Consider the following 23,206-nt stretch of genomic DNA (forward strand, 5'->3'; position numbering starts at 1 on the left):
CTCAGTCGAACCAAACTGGGTCGACCTCCCATGTACCTTTCGAATTGGTGAAGCGATGGGATTCATGACGGAACAGTCGTTCGTTGACAAAAATATGCAGCGTGGCGGTTACCCCCTCACCATTCTCATAATTATGGACTGCAATCCGATAGTTGCCAGGCATCGTAGAAAAGCTACGGATATTTTCCGGCCCGTAGCCATTAGTATTGTCTACATCCAGTGACAGGTCTCCAGCTGAACGTTGAGAGTACGAAGCTGTCGCGCCCTTCGGATTAGTCACCCGCAAATCAATGTCGCTATTGTTGCCATCCCAAGTCAGTGTAACCCGCAACCGTGATGGACGACCATTAAAATGTACATCGCTTGCGGCCAGCTCGACCTCATTAAACCCACGTTCGGGCTCCTCTAACACCACGGTGATATGGTTCCACCCCGCGCCTAGAACCGCGGACGAGCTAAAGTTTCCATTGCTGCTTATCCGCGGTTTCTGCACTACTTCGCCGACCTTGATCCGGACGGCGGCGTGCAGCTCCTTCGGAAACCCGTCGCCCAGATTCCCCGCCAGTTCGACAACTGAGCGATCTGTGTGCAAGCCATCGACAGGGGTCTCGATTGTAGGGTTGAAAAAGTGTTCCTCACGTCCAGCTGAGCGGCCTCCGGGCAGCCGGGTCTGGTCGCTGATCAATGCCGGCTTCGTCCGTTTGGCTCCATTGAGGATCGAGCGGGCTTGCCTCTGTGCCATGACATAGGGCTGATGGTTGTCACCGATGCGGAAACGATCAGGAAGATCCAATAACTTTTCCAGCCGTCGCTTGTAGAAATCTGCAATCTCGAGCCTGTCTTTTACAGTCCTCTCAAAAATAGTCTCGGAGGCTTTCGGTGTCTGTTCATTGATACCGTAGCTGATCCGCATCCCGTCCTCTAGCTGTCGGATTGCCGTACCATAAGCGTCGATGTAATAATCGGGATTGAGCTGATCGTACCAGCTGTGCAAATCGAAGAGTGACAGGTGCGCCTCGACGATATAGCCCGATACAAGTGAAAGGCCCTGCGAGAACTCCTGTTTCGCACGGGCGCCATCGAGATAAACAGGATCGTCGGCTTGGGAAGATCCTTTTATGAAGAGCTTGTCCCAGTTCGGACTGCCGGGCACATTGAATGACCATTCCCCGGACTCTCCAGGCAGGCCGACGTCAGTGATCAGGTAGAAATCGTCGCTACTACCACGGAAATCGAGCCTCAGCTTTACATCGTAGAGCTCAATTATTTGCCAGGCTGCCTTTGGCAAGCTCACGAGCGAATATGTTTCATATCGTGAGGTGCCCTCTGCGGTCGTCGACGGCAGGGTGACTGTCCCCCCAAGAAGATCGAATCTGAAGCGGCTGGAGACCATGGGCTCCCCAAGCAACCGTCCGATCTTGACCTGCGCATTCCAGTTGAGCGTCAAGATAGCCCCACTTCCGTCAGCCCCTTCACCCGGAACGGTCTCCCCACTTGCGTCGAAATCAAAAACCTGCTGCGCCGAGGCAGGAAAAGGTGACAGGAAGGCAAAGACAAGAATAAGTGAGAGCGCTCTAATCATTGATCCACTCCGAAAATTCGCGGGCCTGCCGTGTTGTGAGGATTGGGGTGTTGCCATTGGAATAGGTCTCGAGGTCTTCGAGAACGACGCCATAGGATTTCGTCTTGAAGAGGTCTCCGATACGAAGATCAGCGATAAATCCCGAGGTCATTCTCGACGGCAGAAGTGAAAACACAGCGAGGATCATCACAAGCACCGATGCAGAGATGGTCGGCAGGCTCTTCCCTGGCTGGATACGTAGAGCATAGCCCGTCGCGATCCATGTGCCACCCAGATATGCCAAGAGAACAAGACCCCAGCGCAGAATGATATGATCATCGAAGAAATAGGGGAACGCAAATTCGCTCAGGATCAATACACAGAGTAGAAACCACGCGGGGATGAGCAGGGTGACTACCGCTGCTTTCCATTTTTTCGGTTGCGTTTTCCCGGCCTTCACACGCCCCGGGGCTTCGCTCTGCTCGGATTTGTTTGCCTGCGCCTCATGCCTGGTTGCATTTTGCGATGAAGCTGTACTTGGGGTGGCTTTCTGAGACTGACGAGGAGCCCCCGTGGAAGCTCGCTTTTTCGGTCGGGCGGGCTCTTCGGTGGCAGTCTTTTTCGCCTGACTGACCGCTGGCTCAGGATGATGACTGACGGGCAACTTGAACATAGTGATGAAGGGAATCGGCCGATCTATCACGGTGCCTGCCGGCAGGATTTGTGCACCGACCTGCGCGCGCCAAGGTGACTTGATAAGAATATTACGCCCATCGGCCGTGACAAAAACGTATAATCCTTGCCCCTCTAGGACGTAGTCGCCGGGCTGTACCCGTGGTTCCTTGGCGATGAGTGGATAAGCTGCGGCTTTGGGTGTCTGAATGTGATGCGAAATCGGTTCAGTCATTCATTCCTCAAATCGCGATAAATCACTTTACACGAAAGGAGGCGTCAGGTCGGCATTACCCTCATCTCAGCGAAAGCGTATGGCCTAGGCATCTACTTGGTCTACTTTCGCTTTTTTGGTTTTGTAGTCAACAGCTCTGTTGCATAGATCGGGCGATGGCCGAGTTGAACCGCACCGGTATTGAACGCTGAGCATCAGCTTCGCCCCCACTGCTGACCTTGGGACCCTGGACTATGATGCGCGGTGCCATGACGGTCCGGTAAGGGGAAGCCGCGCTGCGGCAATTGTGATCCTGGCCAATGACCGGTGTGGGCCGCGCACCCTGCCGGGCAGACCGCTGACACTGAATGGCGGCTTTGTGACTGTCGATGTCCAATCTTGGTGACCGCAGCGAAGGTCGGCTTCCCGCCCGCCGTCTCAGAAATCCGCCCTTGTGTCAGCCAGTCGCCCACGCAGCTATCGACCTCGACCTGATTGGTCCATGTCGGGCCAGAAACAGTCTCCCGATTTGTCTCAGGTGCGGCAGAACCTTCTTATTGATCTCTACCAAAGTCGCTTCCGGTATGTTTGGTTGCTTACCGGTAAGCAACCAAACATACCGGAGGCATACTATTTGCTTTCTCATTACTCTCGCCCAGGTGTTGTAAAGTCGGCCCGGAGCAGTCTGATCGCAGGGCTCTTGATATCTTTGGCGGCACTGAATGCGGGCCATGGAGCGTCAAGCGGGATCGCACCTCGCCATGAACACCAAGGCGCACGTTGGTCTCAGTGGCATCACTGTAACACCTGTCGCTGCGCCAGCAATTCGGCGCGGTCCAACATTCGGCTGATAGTCCGCAAGCTCGGTGTGCGACCGGCAACGATAACCCGCTGGATTGCGTCCGACGTGGCGTCGATAGCCGTTTGCGGAAGGCCCCGTCCTTCGCCCTGCTCTTCAACAAAGACTTGCAACTGAGCTCCGGTCAGGTCCGGCAGATCGAGCACGACACAGCGGCTGAGCAGAGGCGCGGGCAAACCCCACCGGCTGTTGGCGGTCATCACCCAGTTCGCCCAGGACATATCGCAACGGATCTGATAGTAGGGACATTCCCAGGTTTCGGCTGTCATACGCTCCAAGAGCGGGAGTAAGGCGTCGGTCAGAGTGTGACGGGATCCCTGAGTAGATTGGACATTTCCGGCCTTCTCAACCTCGTCGATGATCACGACGGGCCCGGAATGCCGCTCGCGCAGGGCGGTCTGCATCAGCTTGCCTGGGCTCGCGCTGCTCCACCCGCGTTGCGCGCCGACCAAGGAGAAGGCCGCTGGCTCCCCCGTGGCATCGATGGACGTTCTGGGTACCTCAAGGTGATGCGCGAGGCGGCGTGCCCAGAAGCTCTTGCCGATCCCGGGAGAGCCTACCAGCACAAGTGGATCGAAACGGAGGCCAGGCAGCCCCCTGCGGACGGAAGTTCTCAGACCATGCCAGACGACTTCCGTCGCCGGTGCCATCCATGGCATCTCTGCATGAAGCGCTGCCGCGATTTCGTCCGCCTCGTGTTCGGTCACGATCCGGGCAATCGGCAGACCTCCACGCAACGGCGTCAGCAAGGCCGCGTCGCGCTCTTGCAGATGCTGGATTCCGGTGGAGCTATGCAGCCGCTCGAGATACCGCATCGCCCGCCGCCTGATCCTGGCCGTATCGGCGTCGGTGATCAGGTCGTAGATGCTCTGCGTTCTTCCAGCAGTCATTATCCCCGGCTCACGCTGGTTTATTTCCATGCGGATCTCGCGCAGCTTCTGCGTGAGCTGTTCGGTCAGATCCGACAGGCGCGGTATGTTGTCGATGAATTTGATTGTGCTGAACGGGATCGTGGTGGTCGCACGAGTCATGGCGAAGTCCTTTCAATACGCCGGACCAACGCCGCGGCGGCGATGCTCTCGGGCCGGTCAGGCCTGAAAGACGGGGGATGAAAGGTTCCGGAACCTTGGTGTCACTCAGTGAAAGGAAATCGATCTTTCTGTCAAATCGGCGGAAAATGGGCCGGTAGAGGAGAAGTCTCCTGCGGGCCAACACAAGTCTCAACTATATGAAATTAATATATAAAGCATGTTTTTTGCGGCTTCGTGGGCCTCATCTTGCGCAGACTATTGCTTGCTTTTGCGCAGACATTGGCTTTCTTTGACATTTGGTATCGTCCGACACCTAAAGACCGTCTTAACCTGACATTTTTATAAAAAATATCAATAACTTACGACATAACCCGACATTTCGAATACCGTCTTGCCGACATCAAAAAGCCGTCTTCCGACATCGTTTTTTCCGACCTGTCCTGGGTGGGCTGCGGCGCGCAGGCAAAGAAAAAGGCCGCCCGGCGGGCGACCCTAACGTGGATTAACGGGGACAGATTGCTGGCTACTTCCGTTTGCGCGGTTTCTTCGCCACATTCGTGTCCTGGTAAAAACGATCCATGGCGCGGGAGGTGTCGATCCCGCGCCAATGCTCAGACAGGAAGGGGTTGAGTTCGTCATCAGAGTTGGTGCGGACATAATAGGCCTCGGCGAAATGATCGAGGGTGACCCGGACATCCCCCATCTCCAGGGCCTCCGAGAGCGCTTCGATCGTGATCTCGACGGCCAAACCGAACCGATAGGCTGCAGCATGCATCATGAGCGGCATGAATTCCGCGAGGCAGAACAGGCCTTCATCGGTCAGGCCAGTTCCCGCCAATAGCTTGGTCATGGCATTTCGGAGGGTGGGGCCATCGGCTTCGGGCGTCATGGCCAATATCTCGACAGGACGCAGTCGCCGCGTCAGGGTGGGATCGTGGTTGATGAACTCGTGTCCTTCCGAGGTCCCGGTCAGGATAAGCGAAACAGGCCAGGGCCCGACCTGCATCAGGTTGCGGAACCGCTTCGCGAAGGCGGACATCGCCTCTTCGGTCGCGTAACGCCCTGCGTCCTGGATCTCATCGAGGTGAATGGCCGCGATATGATGATGCTGGAGCTGCCTGCGCAGACAGTCGATCAGGTAGTCCTCGGTCCGGTTGCCCTTGGTCGGGTATCCAATTTCCCTGAGGACGGCACAGCATGTGTCCTTCACGCTCGCTTTTCCCGGCACGATTGCACTGACGATCCTGTGGCCGAACTCCCGACCGCCTGTGGCGACCGCCGCCTCCTCATACTCACGGATCACCCGCGCCATCATCGTCGACTTCCCGCTACCGGCAGGGCCGATCAAGGCAGCCCCCTTCTGCTCATACAGCCCACGCGCCAGGCGAGTTTCCCGCGCCTCGAGGACACTGAACACCCGCTCGCGGATCAAGCGGTGGGTCTCGGTTTCAAAGAAGAAGGTATCCAGCGCGGAGGTCGCGGCCGCTTTGGTGCGCGTTTTCTCCATCACGGCCAGGGCTTCATTTGTGGTCATGGAATATCTCCGGATCAGGATCTTGGGCGGCGTCGGGCGCCATTGGAGCGGAAGCGATCGAGGGGATTTGCTCCATCGGGGCGTTCGGCGGCCTCGGTCTCCGATGGGGATCTGGGCGCTGATGCGGTGTGATTGCCACTGGGACCGGTCGCGTAGCCGGTTTGCAGAGGATCGATGAACTCGTCGCGGCCGACAAAGGGCTTTTCATGTGCGCCCTTGCCGAACTCCAGTTCCTTGCGAAGACGCGCTGCCTCCTCGTCGCTGCGACCTTCCATGGTGACGCCGGCCGAGTGTGCGATGGCTTTTGCCTCCCCGCGCCAACTCTCACGGGCTTCAGACTGGGCTTTGGAATGATCGGCGACATCAAGTGCGGCTTCAGCCTTGCGCCGGGTCCTTTCCGCCTTCCACCAGGCGAGTGACTTTCCCCGCATGGTCTCGTCGAGGCAGGGAACGGAAATCAGGTCGCCATTGGCGACGACCGAGATGGCCCCGAGGTTCATCGGGTCGACGATGATTTCCAGCTTTTCCCCCGGCCGGGCGATCCTGTCCACGCCCGGCGCCTTACGCTGGTTGCGGATGAACTCATTCGAATAGACCAGCCCCTCGAATCGGATGCCGGCTTCCGAGACGCCAGCAGCATGGGAACTGCCACAAGCTTCGCGCAGTGCTTGAGACCCAGGCAGCGCGAAGGGGTCAAACTGTTCGTGTTTCGACAGCTTCGCCCATGTGCCGGACGGGGTCGCTCCGCCGAGACCGCGGTGAGGCGATGCGTTGTAATCCGCCACGAATGTGACGAAGAGACGATGCAGATCATCATCCGTGAGGCAGGCCTCGCGCCCAGGATTCCGATCATTTCTCAAATGGGGCGCACCGGCTGTCCAGCCCGGCAAATGCCGCGCCCATTTCAATTCGAAGGTGCGAAACAGGCGTTCAACGTGAGCGCGAAGCTCGGCCACGCCGGTCACGGCATTCAGAAGTGAACCGGACAGGATGCGAACCGCCTCGACGAACCTTGACCCACCAAATGGGTTCTTTCCGAACTCGCTCCCCGAATCCGTCGAAACCATGTGGATAGGGGCCCTGTTGTCCCAAGAGGACTCGAAGAGCCCCGCCTCCCTGAGGAGTGGCGTCTTGTCCACAAAGCACATGCGAAGGCAAGACAGCGATGCTTCCTGGTTCGGTGCCGCACAAAACGCAAACCCCAAGATCATGCGGGTGGCGACATCGATCGCGACGACCACCCATCGGCGAACGCGCTTCACCTTGGCACGCTGCTCGGGTGTCATGCGGTCCCAGGCCGCTCGCGACACGTTCAAGGACAGAACATGAACCTGCCACGCGTCGAATACGACCGACTGCCCCGGAAAGCTGGCTTTCAGTCCCTGCTCGACGCTGCGGAGTTCTGCTTTTGCCTTCGCCAGCCCCTCGCGTTTGACGGTGACCGTGAACCGGTCCAGGTATTTGTCGATCCAGCGCTCATAGGTCCTGGTCGACTTCACGTCGATCAAGACCGGGTAGCCTGCGGCGCGGCGGCGCTCGTTTTCCTTCTCGACCTGCGAGACCGTGTGAGCAGCCACATCGGATTTGGAGTCTGGCTTGTCCGGATATTGTCGCAAGAACCGCAGAACGAAATTCTGGTCTTCAATCGCCTGTTCGTCCAAGTCTACCGATCGAGCACGTGGGGGGCAAAACACCTTTGCCTGCTGACCTCCTTTTCGGAACTTGCGATAGTAACTGAGCAGAGTGTCATTTCTGGGAAGCGGCTTCAGGCTCTGCGTCGCATTCGCAGTTTCCGTCCCATAATCCCGACGTGCTTGATAGGACTTGTAGTCCCGATCCAACTTGGCACGCCAGGTCTGCACCCCATCGCGCGTCAAGATCATTCCGAACTTTCGGTAATGGGCCATCCGCGTACAGAGGAACATGATCAGGTCTATGCGCGCGCGCCGTTTCCTGGTGGCCCCGAACATCTCGCCCGTGCCGAACATGGCGCGATCCATCTGCTGGGCCGGGCTGTAGTAGCCACGCTCGATGATCAGCAGTTCGCTCTCGAGCAGGTGCGGGATCTCATCCGCGCGAAATTTGCGGATATCCACGTCATGGTCGGCGTTCAGAACCGACAGCAGATAATGCGTGACGACCTCGCTGCCGCGATCCCTGACCTCGCTGGTCCTGGTGACTTCGGCTCCCTCGAAGGTGACCCGATCCGTTGCCTTGAGACGCGCGAAATAGGTCATGCCGCCACCTCGCAGACAAGGCCGCTCTCGAACCGATCCAGAGGGTGTTTGCGAATGTCGCCATCCCCGATGAGTCGGACGGCCGCACGCCACGCCCGATTGTCGAGCCGGGACGCCTCGATCAACCGATCCAGCGTGAACCGGGGCGGTAGATCGTTCGCCGCCTCCAGGACGATCCGGTCAGCTTCCGGGTCCCAGCCCCGCCGCGCATAATGGATTTTCTCCGCGCAGTCCCGCCACGCCGGGTGAAATGAATAGCGCGACAGCACCACGATCCGATCGGCGACGTCCCGCGAACACTGAGACGCAATGTTCGCGACCTCCGCCAGATAAGACTGGCGCCGGGCCTTCTCGTCGTACTTGACCGAGACCAGGACCTCTTCACCTGAGGCCAGCAAAACGTGAATGTCGATCTTGGTGTAGCTTGCGTCCCCATCCAGACCCACGAAATCAATTCGCGTGAACTGCTCCTTGAAGTTCAGCACATCAGGATGGGCCGCGAGGTTCTTCTTCACCTCGGCCTCTTCCATCGAGGCGCACCAGAACTCCTGCATCACGGCCCTGCGGTGCAGGCGCGTCACGAAGGAGAGCCGGGAGCTGCCTCGTGACTTTCCGAGTTCCATCTTCTGCAGATGAGACCGACGGACCCGGAAAGGGGCCTCCGGATCCGCCGCCAGGGGCGGGCCAATCGGCGACAGATGCTTGGTCGGGACGCCGGGACTGCGAACGCCGGTGAAAGGCAGGACGCCGTAGATCGGCCCGAGTGTGATTTTCGGCTGCCTGGGCAGCTCCGCCGGCGAATAATTCCAGCTGTCGTGATCGATAATCTGATCGTCAGACATGACATCTCCGTTCCCGAAAACAGCAGTGTTTCGGGTCTAATTCTGCTTCTCTTGATGAGGTCATGTCGCTCTTGCCGCGCGCGAACTCTATCGCTAGCGTGGCAGTTGTGCTGATGTGACAGGACCTCTGCGTCTTGTGCCCCTTTTGGGGCGAAATTCCGAACTGACCCAACCGAAACTGCTTGGGCGGGTCATGCGGTTATTTTCCGGGAAGTCGGTGAAAATCCCAATCGAAAAAGCTTCACCCATGTGCCGGAAATGTGGATAACTCATTCAAGTGACTGATTATCATAGAAGAATCGATGCTGCCCTGCTCAATGGAGCAGCGGCCGGCCTTGTTGGTCGGATCCCAGCTCCAGCATCCGTTTCACGGTCCGGATATTGATCTGCTGGCCCGCCCCGAATGCCTCCCCCAGCGCGGTCGTGATGGCCGTTGTGATGGCCGGCGAGAGCTGCCGCTTGGCAGCCTCGCGTAGGACGAGATCATTGATCTGCCCCTGCGTGGGAGAAGGCACGTTGACGACGCGGATCCGCGACAGAAGCGGTTCCGGCAGGCCGTGCAGGCTATTTGATGTGAAGACCCAATTGACGAAAGACATATCGAATTGGTTCTGAAAGTAAGGGCAGGTCCACCGGCTTGCCGTCAGCTCTTCGAGCAGCGGCAGGAGGGCATTGGGAAGACTGAAAGCCCGTCCCTTGTCGGATTTGGGCGTGCCGGATTTTTCTATCTCGTCGATGATGACGAGCGGATTTGCAACCTGCCGCATCAGCATCAGGCCCACGAGACGGCCGGGGCCGGCATTCGACCAGCCGCGTTGACTTCCTATCAGTCCGAAACTGGCATTCTCGCCTGTGGCGTCGAGGGTCATGTCCGGCGTTTCCAGCAGCTGCGCAAGACGACGTGCCCATGCGCTTTTGCCAACGCCCGGCGGGCCATCTAGAAGAATCGGCGCAAATTGAGCACCGGGCCTGCCACTTGCACGATGATGATGAAGGCTGCGCCAAACATGTGTCGTCGCTTCCGAGACCCAGGGAAACTCCGCATGAAGCGCCGCCGCTACCTCATCGATATGATGCGCCGAGCGCAGATCGAAAATCTCGGCGCCGTCCCGACAGCCCTCTAGCATGACGCGGTCTTCTCGCGACAGGCGCGTTGGCTCCACCTCCTTCAGATGGTGGCGATGGATCTTCTGCGCCCATCGCCGGATCCGGATCTCGAGCGACTTCGGGAGTTCATTCTGGGGATAATGCCATAGTTCATTATAGGCGGCGCGTTCTTCCTGAGGGATGCCATCGGAAATCTGCCGCTTTTCCAGCAAGCGGCTATGGAATTGCTTGAGTCGCTTGATGATCGCGGCCTCCTCAAGCGCGGGATCAGACTGTTTGCTCAGGATGAAGCGGATTCTTGGCATGGATGGGATCTTTCGTCATAGCTCCGCCAGCCGCCATGATGACGGACATGCGGGCAGAGCCTCGGATTACAAAGGGGATGTCAGCTTCGCCGCGCGCCCTGGATCGATCGTCGCCGAGGATATGCGCGGCTACGCAGGAGTGGCGTTATGCAGGAGGAGGAATCATGGTCATAGTCAGGTACTCGGTAAACACAAACATCGGGACCGCACCGGCGTGAACCACACGGTAGACCCTTCGGTGATGGCTCCTGCCACAGTTGACTGAGTATGGGAATAGGAGTCACGCCATTGATATAATTGAGAAAAAAAGATTCTGCGCATTCTTTTTAAGAGGCTGATGTCTGAGGGGCGCCAGGCATGCCCCCTAGATATGGGGCAGCCTCCCACAGACCGCATCTACTGATAGACTGCACATTGGCCGCATTCTCGTGCTCTCGTCGTCTTCGAGGCCTTTTCCAAACATCGAGAAATCTGATTTTCGCATTCGTCGTGCCGGAAAACGTCGCGCGCCTCGCGATTGGACGGCCCGATGGAGGCGAGAAGAGGCACTCTTAGGGCTTTTCGGCCATCGTTCAGGCTAAGCGGACTGTGCCGATTCGAGAGGCTGTATGAATGTCGCTGTCCTGAAGAAGTTGCAGGTTACACGGCAAAGCGCGCCTTCGAGGTAGGCATAGTTTTTACCGGAAGGGCGGGAAGCAGCCGTTCGCCGCATTGCGCACGAACGGCAGAGTTGCGATGGGAACTACCGCGCGGAGTGCTTTTCAAGAGAGGGGCGGACGGCGCTGGCAATGATCATGACTGATTAGTCGGCAGCGCCCATCGCTTACGTGGGGCACGGCGGCCAGCCAGCGTCTCAAATACTACTTTTTTTCTTTGAACCCGAGATAAAGCAATTGGCGCCTATCTTCCTCCTTAACAGTATGGGGCAGTGTGATCGTCAAAGTGATTTGGTCGATGAGCGTGCTCATCACGGCGTCAAATACTTCACGCCGCACTACTTCTGAGGCGTCAGAAAGGCTTATTGTGAGGGTATTTTGATTGGGCTGAGATTCATCATCAGTTGCTGCAGCTACCACTTCCTTGGATTGAACCTCGGCAATACTCGAGTCGGAGTTCTCCAGAATCGAAGTGCGCTCCCGCCCGATCAGAAAGTCAATATTGGGAGCTCCGTCCTCGGCGCGCCGTCCGATTGGTCGAGCGCCAGATGCCTCAAGTGCGTTGCGCATGCCAAGGGGCATAGTTTCGTAGCGGATAAAACAAACACGTCTCTCCCCCCACGTAGAAAGTCCTTTTTCTGATAGCCATTCGGGCTCAGGATCGGATGACAATACTGCTTCCGCATTCTGCCGCAACAAGTCCATCGTTTGCGCATATAGTTGGCGGCTCCACTTCCCATTCGCAGGCGCGGCCGATGCGATGCTAAGTGATCCACTTATCTCCTGACGTGGAATACTTTTTGCCAGTGTCTTGCGAGTAAGGATTCCGAAGGGCAATAAAAATACAACGTCAATACCCTCGTTGAGAAACAGTGAGGCGACTTCCTCACTGGCACGACTATTATAAATTATCGCCACGGATTTTTCGGTGGCAACGCGCATCAATTCCGAAGCTATCGCCTGAAGGGCCTGCAACTCACGTTCACCAGGCTTGCGCGAAGGCAGAAGTGCAATCCAAGGCCGAAAAAAATTTTCCCGACTTCCCTGAAGATAAAGCTGGCCCGGCACATCAAAAGTCGGCAGCGTTTCCCGCTGGATCATGTCATAGCCAAGCTGCTCTGCACTTACGCGCTCATCTTCGGTGGGCTGCGCATTCGCTTCGTGGCCCACGTGCCGCGAAGCGGAGGGCTCGAAAATCAACACGTGAGCATTTACGCCATCGAGCTTCTCTCGGATCATCCGCGATACACGAGCCCAGTCCAGACCACCATGACCGCACCCAAGCGCGGGAAGCGTAACAGTTACTGGCCCTACAGAGTCTAAATAACTGCGAAGATCTTCGAGTCCAGCATCGATATCCTCATAGCGGGAAGAATTGCGCCAATGGCGCTTGGTCGGGAAATTGATGACCCAGTCGCCGGTCAAGGATTTCCATACATTCATTGCACCGGGTTTAACGCGATCATCTCTGCAATCGCGTTGATACTGCTTGAACATATCGGGGTAGCGCTGCTTGAATGCCAACGCCACGCCTGCGCCCATCACTCCGACGCAATTGACTGTATTCACACGGACATCCGCATGTACGTCAAACATATCGCCTTTCACGAACTCAAGCATGATAGCTATTCTGCATCCTTATCTATGTTTTCTGCACACCACGTATACAATTCGTCAGCTTGGTTTTGATCCCACCACCACGGTACGAGTGCCGTTACATCTGCGCGCGAGATCGCGAACAACATTCTCAATTCACCCTCGTTACGAACGACATCAACAATTTGCTGTGGATCTCGCCCTTGCCCAAGAACATCACCGACAAGGTCATGGTAGCATACGAGCAGTAGCAATGTCCGTGCGGAAGAGGCGCTAACCGTGCCAACATGCTCGGTCAAGATTTCCGCCATCATAGGCATTGCGCCTACAGGGTGATCGGGATCGACCTTCTGCAGGCCACCGTTCTCGTCCCAGCGGGAGCGTGGTCCCTTGCCGATGTCGTGAAGATAGGCTGCAATTTCAAGGAGACGCTGTTGTTTGACGTCGAAAGAGTCATACTCATCAAGCTCTAACAGCCCAGAAACAACCTCCTTCGTATGGACATCTACTGTCTTTCGATGGACACCGTTCGCGGAGCGTAGACCAACCAGTTCGGCAGTATGAGGTAGGCAGCCGAAATCAGCACGCAGGCCATCTCTAAGGCTGCGAAGGTTCTCAAAGCTGGCGGTGTCCTCATGGTCGCCGGTGTGCTCGGCGACATAGGAACATGCATCATTGAAAATGCCTGCTACCTCACCAGGCCCTTTTACGACACTGCTTGTTCCACCCTGCGCAAAATTCGTGAACCAGTGTTTGCGTCTCCTGTCCTCAAACTCGATCGGGGGAAATTCACGGTCACCAACGATTTCCTTTACACGCTCCTTGACCCATTCGTTCCACACGATGCAACGCGCCGCTGCTGTGACAGGAAGAGCGCTATAGACCAGCATTTCGGCCATTCGCCGGTGTCGGAAGTCATCGTCCGGGCTGCCCCACTTCTTGCTGTCAATCGCGTCCCAATCAAGCTCGGCGAGGCTTGCCGGATCATGGTAGAAATCCGGTGGTATCTCGGTATTCGCTGACGCTGAGGTGAAGACCACGTCCTCCCTTTCGACCAAGGTGATAGAGAATTCAAAATAGAGAATATCATACTGATCGACATTTTTGGCATTTACCACGCCAAGCAGCATCGGGCTGACGGAACCAAAATAGAACGGTACGTAGTCATGTACGCATCCCATGGGGCCACATGGAACCGCCATCCGCGCGCGGCGGCCTTGGATTCCCTCCGCGGCGATCGATCGATGCCGCTTGGGAAACTGAGGATGATTGTGGGCGAGAAAGCCGTCGCGCAACAGACCTTCCAAATTGTCGATATGCGAGAAATGATAAACGTATCGATGTGTGTGCTGAGCCGATATCGGCATCTTAAATCCTTACAACTGCAGTTGGCTCAGATGGCCACAAAAAGTCAGGCGTTTCAACGCACCGGATCACTTGACAGAGATTTACCTTCATCGGGTGCAGGCATGAGGCCAAACTGACGCTCTCGCTTGAGCCGGCTATGGGTTGCAATCATTGGTAGCCTGGCCGCGTTTGGCCGCAGTATTGGGCAGGCCTTGGTCGACAGCGCGGACGTAGGACAGATGCGATATGGGCTGGGACCGGTCACCTACCTCGCCGCGCTCGAATGTCCGCAGTGGGCCGATCTCGACGGTACGACAGGAGGGGCGGAAACCGAACCTTAGCTGCGGGCGCGAGGCCTGAGCCGGCTCCATGCAGAAGCGGACTTCCAGACTGGATACCATACTGGAGCTTGACCGATCGACATTGAGGGAGGGAGGAGACATCTACTGCCCGCTCGACGAGTATTCAACTCGGGATCAAACTGTCTGTCCGTTTCCGAAGATCGAAGCCGATAAAGCAGACAACCAGTATCGATTCGACCCTCCACCGGCGGACCACGCGGGGTGCCACTTGGTAACACGCCTGAGGCATATGCCGATCGACCTTAGTTTGAGCGAAACCTACAAACTTCCGAAAACCGTCTTCGCACGGCCCGCTCAGCCGTTCTTCAGGATGTTGTAGGCTCCGTGCCCTCTGACAGCAGGGTCTCGGCGACATCCATCGCCTCTTTGCGAGTCACTGCAATCCTCAATGGAAAACCCCAGAATTTAGAAAAGACCGCGCCGAAAGTCTTGAAGGCCAGACGCTTGGCGGCGCTCGGCTCAATCACGATCATCGCCCGCACCAGCGTCCGCAATTCGGCCTTGTGCTTCTTCATCCACAGCGCAGTGCGTTTCTTTTCTTCCTGGCTGTGGTTGTGGTCTTCATCTTCGGTCGGGGCATTATCGCTCAAGATTACAAACGGTGCGCGGCGCTTAAAGCACGCCTCAAGTGCCGCGAAATCCTCGTCGTGGTCGTGATCGGGCGCATCGTCATAGCTCATCCAGACAAGCGGGAAGTTACTGATATCCAAGGGCATGTGTCGTCTCCTGACGAAAGTGAACGGTTTCAGGTCGAGCGAATGTGATGCCACGTAAAGACAGGCGCGACCGCGCCCGGCAGCGTGACAGTCAGCAGTTCCAGACCCACAAGATGGCCGCCATCGCGCAAGCCATCGAAGACGCCGGCGAGCGTGCTCATGACGAACAGCAGGCCGCCGAGTACGAGCATAGCCCAGTCGGTCGCGCGCCGCGCGGCCAGCGCGAGCAAAGGCGGGACGACCCAGGCACCGTAGAAAATGGACACGCCCCACAAGGCGGCGGGATCGAACGTCATGGCCTGCATCGTTTCGCCGCCGCCGACATACGCATTCAGATAGGAAAAGCACTGGATCGTGACAAAGAGTGCGGCACCAACTGCAGGGATGAGCCATGCGAGCGCGAGCTTAACCGGGGCATTGTCGATCACGTGGAAACTCCTGTGCCTATGTGTCGGGCAGCTCTGGCTCTCCAGCAAGGGAGCGCGATCACTAGTACGCCAGCCGCCTCTGCCTCACAGCAATACGCCAGCCGGCAAGTGGCGTCATTGCGCAAGCCTGCCGCAATATGTTTCAATCCGGCCTGATCTGAGAAAGCCGAGGTCTGAGATGTATCTGGACGTCCGTCGCGACTGGCTCGCCTATGTCGACGAAATCCCGCGTGTGCTGGTGGCAGCCAATGCGGTCGCCACCCTTGACGCCTTGGAGCAATCGCCCCGGCACCACCACCAAAAGGCGCAACTGCTGTTCACGGTGCGGGGCGTCGTCAATTGCGAGGTCGACGGCGCAGTCTGGATCGTACCGCCGCAATGCGCCGTATGGATTCCCGGCGGACTGCCCCATTCCGTTTTCGGCTCGGGCGAGGTGGAGTGTCTCTCTCTTTTCATTGACCCTCCCGAAGCCGCGAACCTGCCGAAGGACTGCTGCACGATCGCGGTGTCTCGGTTTTTCCGCGAGTTACTGATGCGGGCAAACGCTCTGCCGGACCTCTATGACGTCGACGGACCGGATGGGCGGATCGTGTCCGTTCTCTTCGATGAGCTGGCTGTGGCACCGGTCGAGGATCTCTGCCTGCCCATCCCAGGCGATCCGCGCCTGAAGAAGCTCACCGACCTGTTGATCGCGGCGCCTGCGGACCACGCGAGCGTCGCGGAGTGGGCCTCCCGCGTCGCGCTCAGCGAGCGCAGCCTGAGCCGTCTGTTGGCCGAGGAGGTGGGCATGAGTTTCGGCCGCTGGCGCCGACAGTTGCATATCGTGCTTGCCTTGCGGCGGCTGAGCGCGGGTCAGTCGGTTCAGGCCGTCGCCATCGATCTCGGCTATGAAAGCGCCAGCAGTTTCGTGACCATGTTTCGAAAGATGGTCGGCAAGCCTCCAGGCCGCTATCTGCTCGAACGGAACCGTTTACGATAGGTAAGAGCAATAAGAGCCTACCGGGTGTCGTCCACAATCGCCGCTTGGCGCATGCTCCGGAGGGGGGGGCACTCTGACACGCGACGTGTTCACGTTCAAAACCTCTTTGTGACCCCAAGCAGCTCTCAGTGCTCGCCTTCGCACGCCTGATGGTCGGCCAGGGCGTGCAGCACCCGGCAGGGTTCGCCATCGGACTGACCGTCGCAGGTCTTCACGACGCGTACCAATTCAGCCTCCAGCCGCCGCAACCGCGCGATCCGATCACGGATTTCGATAATCCGATCCTTCGCAATGCGGTGCGCGTCGCCATGGGCAGCATGGGGTGTCTCCTGCAGCGCGATCAGTTCGGCAATGGCGTCGAGGTCGAAACCAAGCTGCCGGGCATGGGCGATAAAGGACAACCGCTCCAGCTCGGAATCGCCGTAGCGGCGCTGCCCCCCGCCCGTGCGGCCGGGATCGGGCAAAAGACCACGCCCCTCATAGTAGCGGATCGTCGTCACCTTCACGCCCGTGTGCTTGGACAGCGCACCGATGGAATGGCCCTGCATCGCGATTACCCCTTGAAGCTACAGTGGCTGTAGGTCGTATCTACCATGGGGACGAAACGAATCAAGAGCACTGCCATGACCGACCAGCACCTCTGCAGCCCCGGCCTGCCGGACTTCGATGCCCCCACGATCCACCGCGGGATGAACGCTCGCGTCACCGAGCTCCGCCGTGGTTGCGCGCGCCCGGCAGACACGGGTCACCAGGTGGAGGCACGCTGATGGGACACGATCACGCGCATAATCACGGGTGCGACCACAAGCACGCGCACGCGGGGCATTCGCACGGCCCGACCCTCTCGGCCAATGACACGCCCGAGGCGCGCCGGTCCAAGGAACGCGCCATCCTCATCGCCGCGGCCCTGACGGGCGGCTTCATGGGGGCCGAGGTCATCGGTGGCCTCATCTCCGGATCGCTCGCGCTCTTGGCCGACGCGGGCCACATGATGACGGATTTCGCGTCGCTCCTGCTGGCCTGGTTCGCATTCCGGCTGGCGCGGCGACCGGCGGACTGGAAGCGGACCTACGGCTTCGACCGGTTCTCGGTGCTGGCCGCCTTCGTGAACGGGCTCACGCTGTTCGCCATCGCTGGGTGGATCGTCTTAGAGGCCGTCCAGCGCCTGCGCGATCCGCACGAGGTGCTGGGCGGACTTATGCTCTGGGTCGCCGTGGGAGGGCTCGTGGTGAACATCCTCGCCTTCTGGGTGCTGAGCCGGGCCGAGAGCGACAACCTCAACGTCCGCGCTGCCGCGCTGCACGTGATGGGCGACCTCCTGGGCTCTGTCGCGGCAATTGCGGCCTCGCTCATTATCATCTGGACGGGCTGGACCCCTATCGACCCGATCCTGTCGGTGCTGGTCGCCCTGCTCATCCTGCGCTCGGCCTGGTCCGTGGTGCGTGAAAGCGGGCACATCCTGCTGGAGGGCACGCCCGTCGGCTTCGACCCCCGCGCCGTCGCAGCCGATCTGGAAGCGACCCTGTCCGGCGTGGCCCGCGCCCATCACGTCCACGCCTGGTCGATCACGCAGGAACGTCCGATGGCCACGCTGGAGGTCGAACTCGCCCCCGGCGCGGCAGCGGACGAGGTGCGCCGCGCCGTGAAGCACCGCGTGCGCGAGACGACCGGGATGCAGCATGTGACCGTCGAGGTGGCGGCAGGCGCTGAGCACAGGAGGGGTTAAGCGCTATCCATCCCCAGGCAGGAATGGTCCATGGTTGTATCTGAACACGTCAGGTTTTCGCGCGTAGCGTCGCGAAAGCCTAGTTTGTACAAGGTTTGTTGCTGCTGTCATCGTGAGATGCAGCGGCGACAATCTGACAGCGAGGAAAGTGCAGACGGACTTCCATCCCCCGACGGATGCTACACGCTGGTGCGCACGGCTGCTTCGGGTAAGTCGTACCGCGGCACCGGTCTTCCCGTCGAAGGCCCAGTCAGGGCCGGTTGCGACGCCGCGCAAGGAAGGACCAAGGGCTGGCCATCGCCTCGCCGCCGCATGACCGCTTCGAGCTCTCTGCCGCCATTGAAACTGGTGGCGGGGCGCCCTATGCTAGGCCCGCCACAGACGGAGATTTATGCACAGAGGCTTCGATTGAACCGCATGTAGCGGCATCGCTCGGCACATGGATGCCGACCCTTTTTGCATGATTTCTGTGGAGTTCTCATGGAGAACGTTAACGTGCTGATCCGGCCCTTTGACGCGGCAACGGATCTGAAAAAACTGTCGACCATCTGGTTCGAAGCCTCGCTGGAGGCGCACCCCTTCATCGGTGAGAAAAGGCTGACTGAACAGGGCAAGCTGATCGAGGAGGCCTATCTGCCGAAGGCGGAGACTTCCGTGGCCTGCATTGACGGAGAAGCTGTTGGCTTCATCAGCCTTCTGGGATGTTTCATCGGCGGGATATTCATAGCGCCGGGCTGGCAAGGTCACGGTATCGGGCGCACGCTGATCGCCGATGCCTTGGCCCGGAAGGGCGATTTGTCCCTTGAGGTCTATACCGAGAATGAACGAGCCGTCCGCTTTTACAGGACGCTCGGATTTCAGGAGGTTTCTCGGCGCGCGGTCGATGACTTCGGGTTCCCGTTCCCGAATGCGGCACTCCGTATCAAGACCTGAGAACAGGTCTGGCAGGGCTATTCCCTGCCAGACCACATTCGCGAAGGTATGGATCGAGCCCTTCGTGGCCTTTCAGAGCCGTTCCAGCGCGGTCGTGACTGTCTCAGCCAACGCTTCGGCCGGCTGTGTGCCGTCAAGCCTCAGAACCGGAGCGGTTTGTGCTTTGAGCCAGCGTTCATGCTGCGCGAGATTGCGTCCTGTGAACGAGGGGTCATCATAGCGAGATGCCCAATCACGGAATGCCAGATGGCCTTCATACATGTCGCCACCCGGCAGGATACGATCACCATGTCTTTGTGCCTCTCGGCTCTCCAGACGTCGCAGCCGTATCGCGGTAGGTGTATATAGGAAGGCGATGATCTCGACATGCTCAATCAGGATATCCCCCCACCCCATAAAGGAGCCTGACAGAACCCAACCGTCCGTCTGGGATTGCCGCTGTTGTATCAAGCGGACCCGATCTTCTGGCAGGCGCTTTGTCGTGAATGGTGGGTTCGTTGGCATCCAATAGAAATCGTCTACGTCCAGAAGTGGAACGCCCATCTGCGCGGACAGTGTCGCGCCAAGCGTTGAGACGCCCGAGCATGACGCTCCGATCAAGTATATTCTTGGCACGTCAGTCCCGCGCTAGCATTTAAAACCAAGCGGGCATTAGCGGTACGCGTCACCTTCTACAATGTCCGCTTCGTCCGCACTGCTGCCCTTGACCTGCCAGATCATGCTGCACAATGACGCTGATGGCAGGCTTGGGGAAGCTGTGCCGCGGCACGGCCGAACCTGGCGAAGGTCGGGATTGGGCCGCGAGCGACACCGCACGCGGAGTGACCAGGCGCTTGACCCTGTCGCGCAGCGAAGGTTCGGAACGAGCCCATTTTCCAGATGCTGCGGATCAGGGGAACCTGCAAAATGCGGACAATTACGACTTCGTGTAGATTACAAACGCCGCCCGCAAATATACGAATGGCGGGCGGCGCGTCGTCACCGATCTTCAAAATCTTCCAAACGGAAGTTTCCGATCCATAGGCTTTGCAGATTTAACAGCGAGCCGGCTGTTCCTTGAATCGTGGCCACATGGACCCCGTTGTAGCGCACAATCGCAGGGGCCGCGTCATCGCCGTCTCCGGGCTCTCCCTCGATAACAAGGTTCGCGATGACATCATCGCTACTGAGATACGCACCCGTCTCATCCGTAAAAATCACCGTCTCGATCCCATCGCGCCCTGCTCCCACCAGCCCGTTACTGGACGGATCGTCAAAGAGATCGGTGATGACGACCGGGGCTGCACCGGGCACTCCGGTTTCAATTTCAAAGAAATCCCGACCCTCGCCGCCGGTCAGCGTATCACCGTCGTCTCCCCTCAGGACATCATCACCTAAACCGCCAAAGACCGTATCCGACGCCCCAAGACCATCATCGCGCGTATTGATGGTGTCCGCGCCAGATCCGCCTGTGATCGTGTCCGATCCGCCGCCGCCATCAATCAGATCGTCACCGGCGCGGCCCGATATGTCCTGATCTTTCAATGTGCCAAAAATGATGTCCTCAATCGGGGTGCCGTTTATTTCGGTATCGTCGTTGGGGACAGGCTCTGTCGCCATGTCATCTGACGTGCCTTTGTCGTCTCCATCATCGAACCCGTTAAAAATTTCCAGCAACCCCCATTCGAACAGCGAGGCAAGTAAAACGGAAAAAATCATCGAAACCTCCACAATCATTGAGCGAGTTATGACAATGATTTCGCGCCTTGACGAGTCGAACAGAGTTCCCCCAAGTGGCATGCCGATGGGCGACAAAGTCGCCTGATCGGGGGCGCATATCAGCATTTTGAGGCCATTAAGGCGCACATAGCTGTAGAGGCGGCTGAAACAGTGCGGATCAAGCTGCGCATCCGATGATTCTGGTCTGTCGACTCCGCTTTTCAGCACGACGGACGGACCTGTCCTGCCACTTTTGGCCAAAAACCACTGTTTGTGGAAAGGTCCACGAAAGCGGACGTTTGAACGCCCTGATCAAGGTCGGCAATATCCGGCTCTGCCGACCTTCATCTTCCGAAAATGCTGCGCCATGGACGAATGGCCGGTCTGGTGAAGCAGCGGCGCGGTCGGTGGAAGGCGGCTCTGGGCCGGTCCCACCTGCCTGACCTCGATGAGGTTGAGGTAGCCTCCGCCTTGGCACACCCCGCATCCTTGGCGGAGTGGCTATCCCACGGCGATCCAAGCTGCTGGTGGTCGAGGATATCTCCGAATGCCGTCTGGTCACGCTTTTCACCGATGCCTGCTGACGCCCCGTCGTGGACCCCGATGCTGTACCGGATACGGAGTGCCGGATTGCGGCGGCCTGCAGTCTTCCTCGGCTGGATAGGCCTCAAACTAGGGTCACAACCAGGCGGGCGTGACGACCCAATGAAGGTCGTTTGCGAAAAAGAAACTTGTCGACGCCTTAAGTCCAGCGAATCCAGGGGCTTTGGTCTGCCAGACAATTTGCGAAAAACACTTTATTATCAATCGCTTGAAATCCATTCCGCCGGAGGGCAATTTGCCCTCAGCTGAACGAGTCGAGCATTGCAACTCCTCGCGATCAGCCGTGACGCGGCCTGCTTTCCCTGTGGGTCAAAACTCGCTCGAATTCATCGGAGGCGATCTTGCCGAGCCCCACCGTTATCGAAATCCCGGACAATGGCGGAACGGTCGCAGTAATGGCCGACCTCCACCTCAAGTCCTATTTCTGGCAGGGCAGCAACCCCCTCAAGTTTCATGGCCTCGAAGATCGGCTGCTCCGTGAAAACGTCGATGCCTTGATCGTCTCGGGTGACCTGTCCGACACCTTCGGCCCGTCACTGCAGGACGCGCTCGCATATCTGAGCCGCTATGTTCCCGCCGATCGCATCCACCTCCTACCCGGAAACCATGACTACTATTCTGGGCGCCTGGACAACGAGAACCGGCTGCGTGACCTGGTTCATGCCAGCGGGGGTTGGTTCGCGCAGAAGACCGAACTCCACCATCGCAGCGACCGGTTTCTCTGCGCCACGCTTTGGACGGACTTTGACCTACTGGGGGATCAGGAGGCTGCCAAGAACTTCGCCCACCGGTTCATGCGCGACGTCGACATGATCTCCATCGAAGCGCTCGGTCATGTGTGGCTTGACCCGGACCAGGTGCTGCCGCGCCGCATAGTCCCGGTTACACCTGAGGACATAATCGCCGTGCATCGGGAACACCGCGCTTGGCTGGAAGAACGACTGGCGACCCCACATTGTCACCGACAATGGCAGGACCTTCGTGATCACGCATCATGGCCCACACCCGTCCGCCGCAGGGCCAATCGATGGTCTCACGCCAGCCTTTCACTCAAACCTGACCGAAGTCCTCGAGCGGAGCGACATCGACACCTGGTTCTTCGGACATTCGCACCGGGGGCTCTCCTGCACAGTTGCAGGAACACGTATCCAGAATGTTTCAATCGGCTACCCGGACGAAGATCATGGCGACGACGAGGATGACCTGGCGGAGGTCTGCTTCATTGCGGCGGCGCCGAACACACAGTCCTCGAATGAGATGAGGCAATTGCCGGCCGACCGACATGTACTTGAACAGGACTTAGAGTACGCGCTTCGGTGCAGCGAAGCCGGCGTTCCTGTCCTGGTGGACAATCTCACACCCGAAACGCGCGCCTTTCTGCGCCACGCGTTGATGGGATGCGCCAGCCCCATCGTGCCAGAAGGAGAGGGGTACTACGCAACCGATGTCATCGTCGTGCTCGGCCGGGCAGCGACGCCCGAGCCTCGGGACGTAAATGGGGGCGATCAATGACCATGGGCGCGCTTCTGGGAATTGCAGGCATGGTGATCGGCGCGAGCGCCATCATCCGATCGCTGATGATTTACGGGCAGAGCATCCGTTCTGCCGAGCCCGATCAGGAACGCGTCCGCCGTTTCATCGAAACCGCTCCTCCCCTGCCGAAGCACTTCCTTCGGGCCGACCACGAGAGAGCTGGCAGAGACGCGCAGGACCCTTCGACGACCAAAGTCGGCCCGGAAGCATATGGTCACGATCCTCAGGGCGGAAGTCGATGACTATGGTCTCACTTGGACCTGTCGC

General features: G+C 58.5%; 19 protein-coding genes. 5 read left to right on the top strand and 14 right to left on the bottom strand.

The genetic code is table 11. The features are described 5' to 3' along the window. Position 1: 1 nt before the first annotated feature. The 11 genes from GGQ68_RS21140 to GGQ68_RS21190 form a co-directional block, all read right to left on the bottom strand. Positions 2-1,582, bottom strand: coding sequence for a hypothetical protein (locus GGQ68_RS21140; RefSeq protein WP_183969488.1), 1,581 nt, complete (start codon positions 1,580-1,582; stop codon positions 2-4). Further along, positions 1,575-2,468: a hypothetical protein gene (locus GGQ68_RS21145; protein ID WP_183969490.1), complete on the bottom strand. Its 894-nt coding sequence runs from the start codon at positions 2,466-2,468 to the stop codon at positions 1,575-1,577. The genes GGQ68_RS21140 and GGQ68_RS21145 overlap by 8 nt, the downstream gene beginning before the upstream one ends. A 774-nt stretch (positions 2,469-3,242) precedes the next feature. Continuing rightward, positions 3,243-4,337 (bottom strand): AAA family ATPase, encoded by a 1,095-nt coding sequence (locus tag GGQ68_RS21150; protein ID WP_183969492.1) that lies wholly within the window; start codon positions 4,335-4,337, stop codon positions 3,243-3,245. A 523-nt stretch (positions 4,338-4,860) separates the two neighbouring features. Then, entirely contained in the window at positions 4,861-5,871 is a 1,011-nt protein-coding gene (locus tag GGQ68_RS21155; RefSeq protein ID WP_183969494.1) for an ATP-binding protein, read from the bottom strand. 14 nt (positions 5,872-5,885) lie between these two features. Then, positions 5,886-8,108, bottom strand: a complete 2,223-nt coding sequence (locus GGQ68_RS21160) for a hypothetical protein (RefSeq protein WP_183969496.1) — start codon at positions 8,106-8,108, stop codon at positions 5,886-5,888. Continuing rightward, positions 8,105-8,950: a hypothetical protein gene (locus GGQ68_RS21165; protein WP_183969498.1), complete on the bottom strand. Its 846-nt coding sequence runs from the start codon at positions 8,948-8,950 to the stop codon at positions 8,105-8,107. The genes GGQ68_RS21160 and GGQ68_RS21165 overlap by 4 nt, the downstream gene beginning before the upstream one ends. 314 nt (positions 8,951-9,264) lie before the next feature. Continuing rightward, the gene (locus GGQ68_RS21170; protein ID WP_183969500.1) at positions 9,265-10,362 is read right to left on the bottom strand and encodes an AAA family ATPase; all 1,098 of its coding nucleotides are present in this window, start codon (positions 10,360-10,362) and stop codon (positions 9,265-9,267) included. A gap of 860 nt (positions 10,363-11,222) precedes the next feature. Beyond that, positions 11,223-12,638 carry a macro domain-containing protein gene (locus GGQ68_RS21175; RefSeq protein WP_183969502.1) on the bottom strand — a complete coding sequence of 472 codons (1,416 nt, stop codon included), beginning with the start codon at positions 12,636-12,638 and terminating at the stop codon, positions 11,223-11,225. A 5-nt stretch (positions 12,639-12,643) separates the two neighbouring features. Next, on the bottom strand, positions 12,644-13,981 hold the full coding sequence (locus tag GGQ68_RS21180) for a DUF4433 domain-containing protein (RefSeq protein WP_183969504.1): 1,338 nt from the start codon (positions 13,979-13,981) through the stop codon (positions 12,644-12,646). A 647-nt stretch (positions 13,982-14,628) separates the two neighbouring features. After that, a complete protein-coding gene (locus tag GGQ68_RS21185; protein ID WP_183969506.1) occupies positions 14,629-15,039 on the bottom strand; it encodes a hypothetical protein in 411 nt (136 codons plus the stop codon). Between the two features lie 29 nt (positions 15,040-15,068). Then, positions 15,069-15,467 (bottom strand): hypothetical protein, encoded by a 399-nt coding sequence (locus tag GGQ68_RS21190; protein ID WP_183969508.1) that lies wholly within the window; start codon positions 15,465-15,467, stop codon positions 15,069-15,071. A gap of 178 nt (positions 15,468-15,645) precedes the next feature. On the opposite strand from GGQ68_RS21190, the gene GGQ68_RS21195 reads away from it, so the two are divergent. Then, entirely contained in the window at positions 15,646-16,446 is an 801-nt protein-coding gene (locus GGQ68_RS21195) for an AraC family transcriptional regulator (protein WP_183969510.1), read from the top strand. A gap of 125 nt (positions 16,447-16,571) precedes the next feature. Here the strand turns inward: GGQ68_RS21195 and GGQ68_RS21200 are convergent, their stop codons facing one another. Beyond that, positions 16,572-16,994: a MerR family transcriptional regulator gene (locus GGQ68_RS21200; RefSeq protein ID WP_183969512.1), complete on the bottom strand. Its 423-nt coding sequence runs from the start codon at positions 16,992-16,994 to the stop codon at positions 16,572-16,574. A gap of 218 nt (positions 16,995-17,212) precedes the next feature. Here GGQ68_RS21200 and GGQ68_RS21205 point away from each other — a divergent pair, with 218 nt between their 5' ends. Both GGQ68_RS21205 and GGQ68_RS21210 read left to right on the top strand, forming a co-directional pair. Continuing rightward, positions 17,213-18,172 carry a cation diffusion facilitator family transporter gene (locus GGQ68_RS21205; RefSeq protein ID WP_183969514.1) on the top strand — a complete coding sequence of 320 codons (960 nt, stop codon included), beginning with the start codon at positions 17,213-17,215 and terminating at the stop codon, positions 18,170-18,172. 480 nt (positions 18,173-18,652) lie between these two features. Continuing rightward, positions 18,653-19,105, top strand: a complete 453-nt coding sequence (locus GGQ68_RS21210; RefSeq protein WP_183969516.1) for a GNAT family N-acetyltransferase — start codon at positions 18,653-18,655, stop codon at positions 19,103-19,105. A gap of 72 nt (positions 19,106-19,177) precedes the next feature. Here GGQ68_RS21210 and GGQ68_RS21215 read toward each other — a convergent pair whose 3' ends face one another. Beyond that, a complete protein-coding gene (locus tag GGQ68_RS21215) occupies positions 19,178-19,720 on the bottom strand; it encodes a P-loop NTPase family protein (protein WP_183969518.1) in 543 nt (180 codons plus the stop codon). A gap of 363 nt (positions 19,721-20,083) precedes the next feature. After that, positions 20,084-21,031 (bottom strand): hypothetical protein, encoded by a 948-nt coding sequence (locus GGQ68_RS21220; protein WP_183969520.1) that lies wholly within the window; start codon positions 21,029-21,031, stop codon positions 20,084-20,086. Positions 21,032-21,747: 716 nt separating this feature from the next. On the opposite strand from GGQ68_RS21220, the gene GGQ68_RS21225 reads away from it, so the two are divergent. After that, positions 21,748-22,608 carry a metallophosphoesterase gene (locus GGQ68_RS21225; RefSeq protein WP_183969522.1) on the top strand — a complete coding sequence of 287 codons (861 nt, stop codon included), beginning with the start codon at positions 21,748-21,750 and terminating at the stop codon, positions 22,606-22,608. Between the two features lie 306 nt (positions 22,609-22,914). Further along, positions 22,915-23,181 carry a hypothetical protein gene (locus GGQ68_RS21230; RefSeq protein WP_183969524.1) on the top strand — a complete coding sequence of 89 codons (267 nt, stop codon included), beginning with the start codon at positions 22,915-22,917 and terminating at the stop codon, positions 23,179-23,181. The last annotated feature ends 25 nt before the right edge of the window (positions 23,182-23,206 follow it).

This window comes from Sagittula marina (assembly GCF_014196795.1).
GTDB lineage: Bacteria > Pseudomonadota > Alphaproteobacteria > Rhodobacterales > Rhodobacteraceae > Sagittula > Sagittula marina.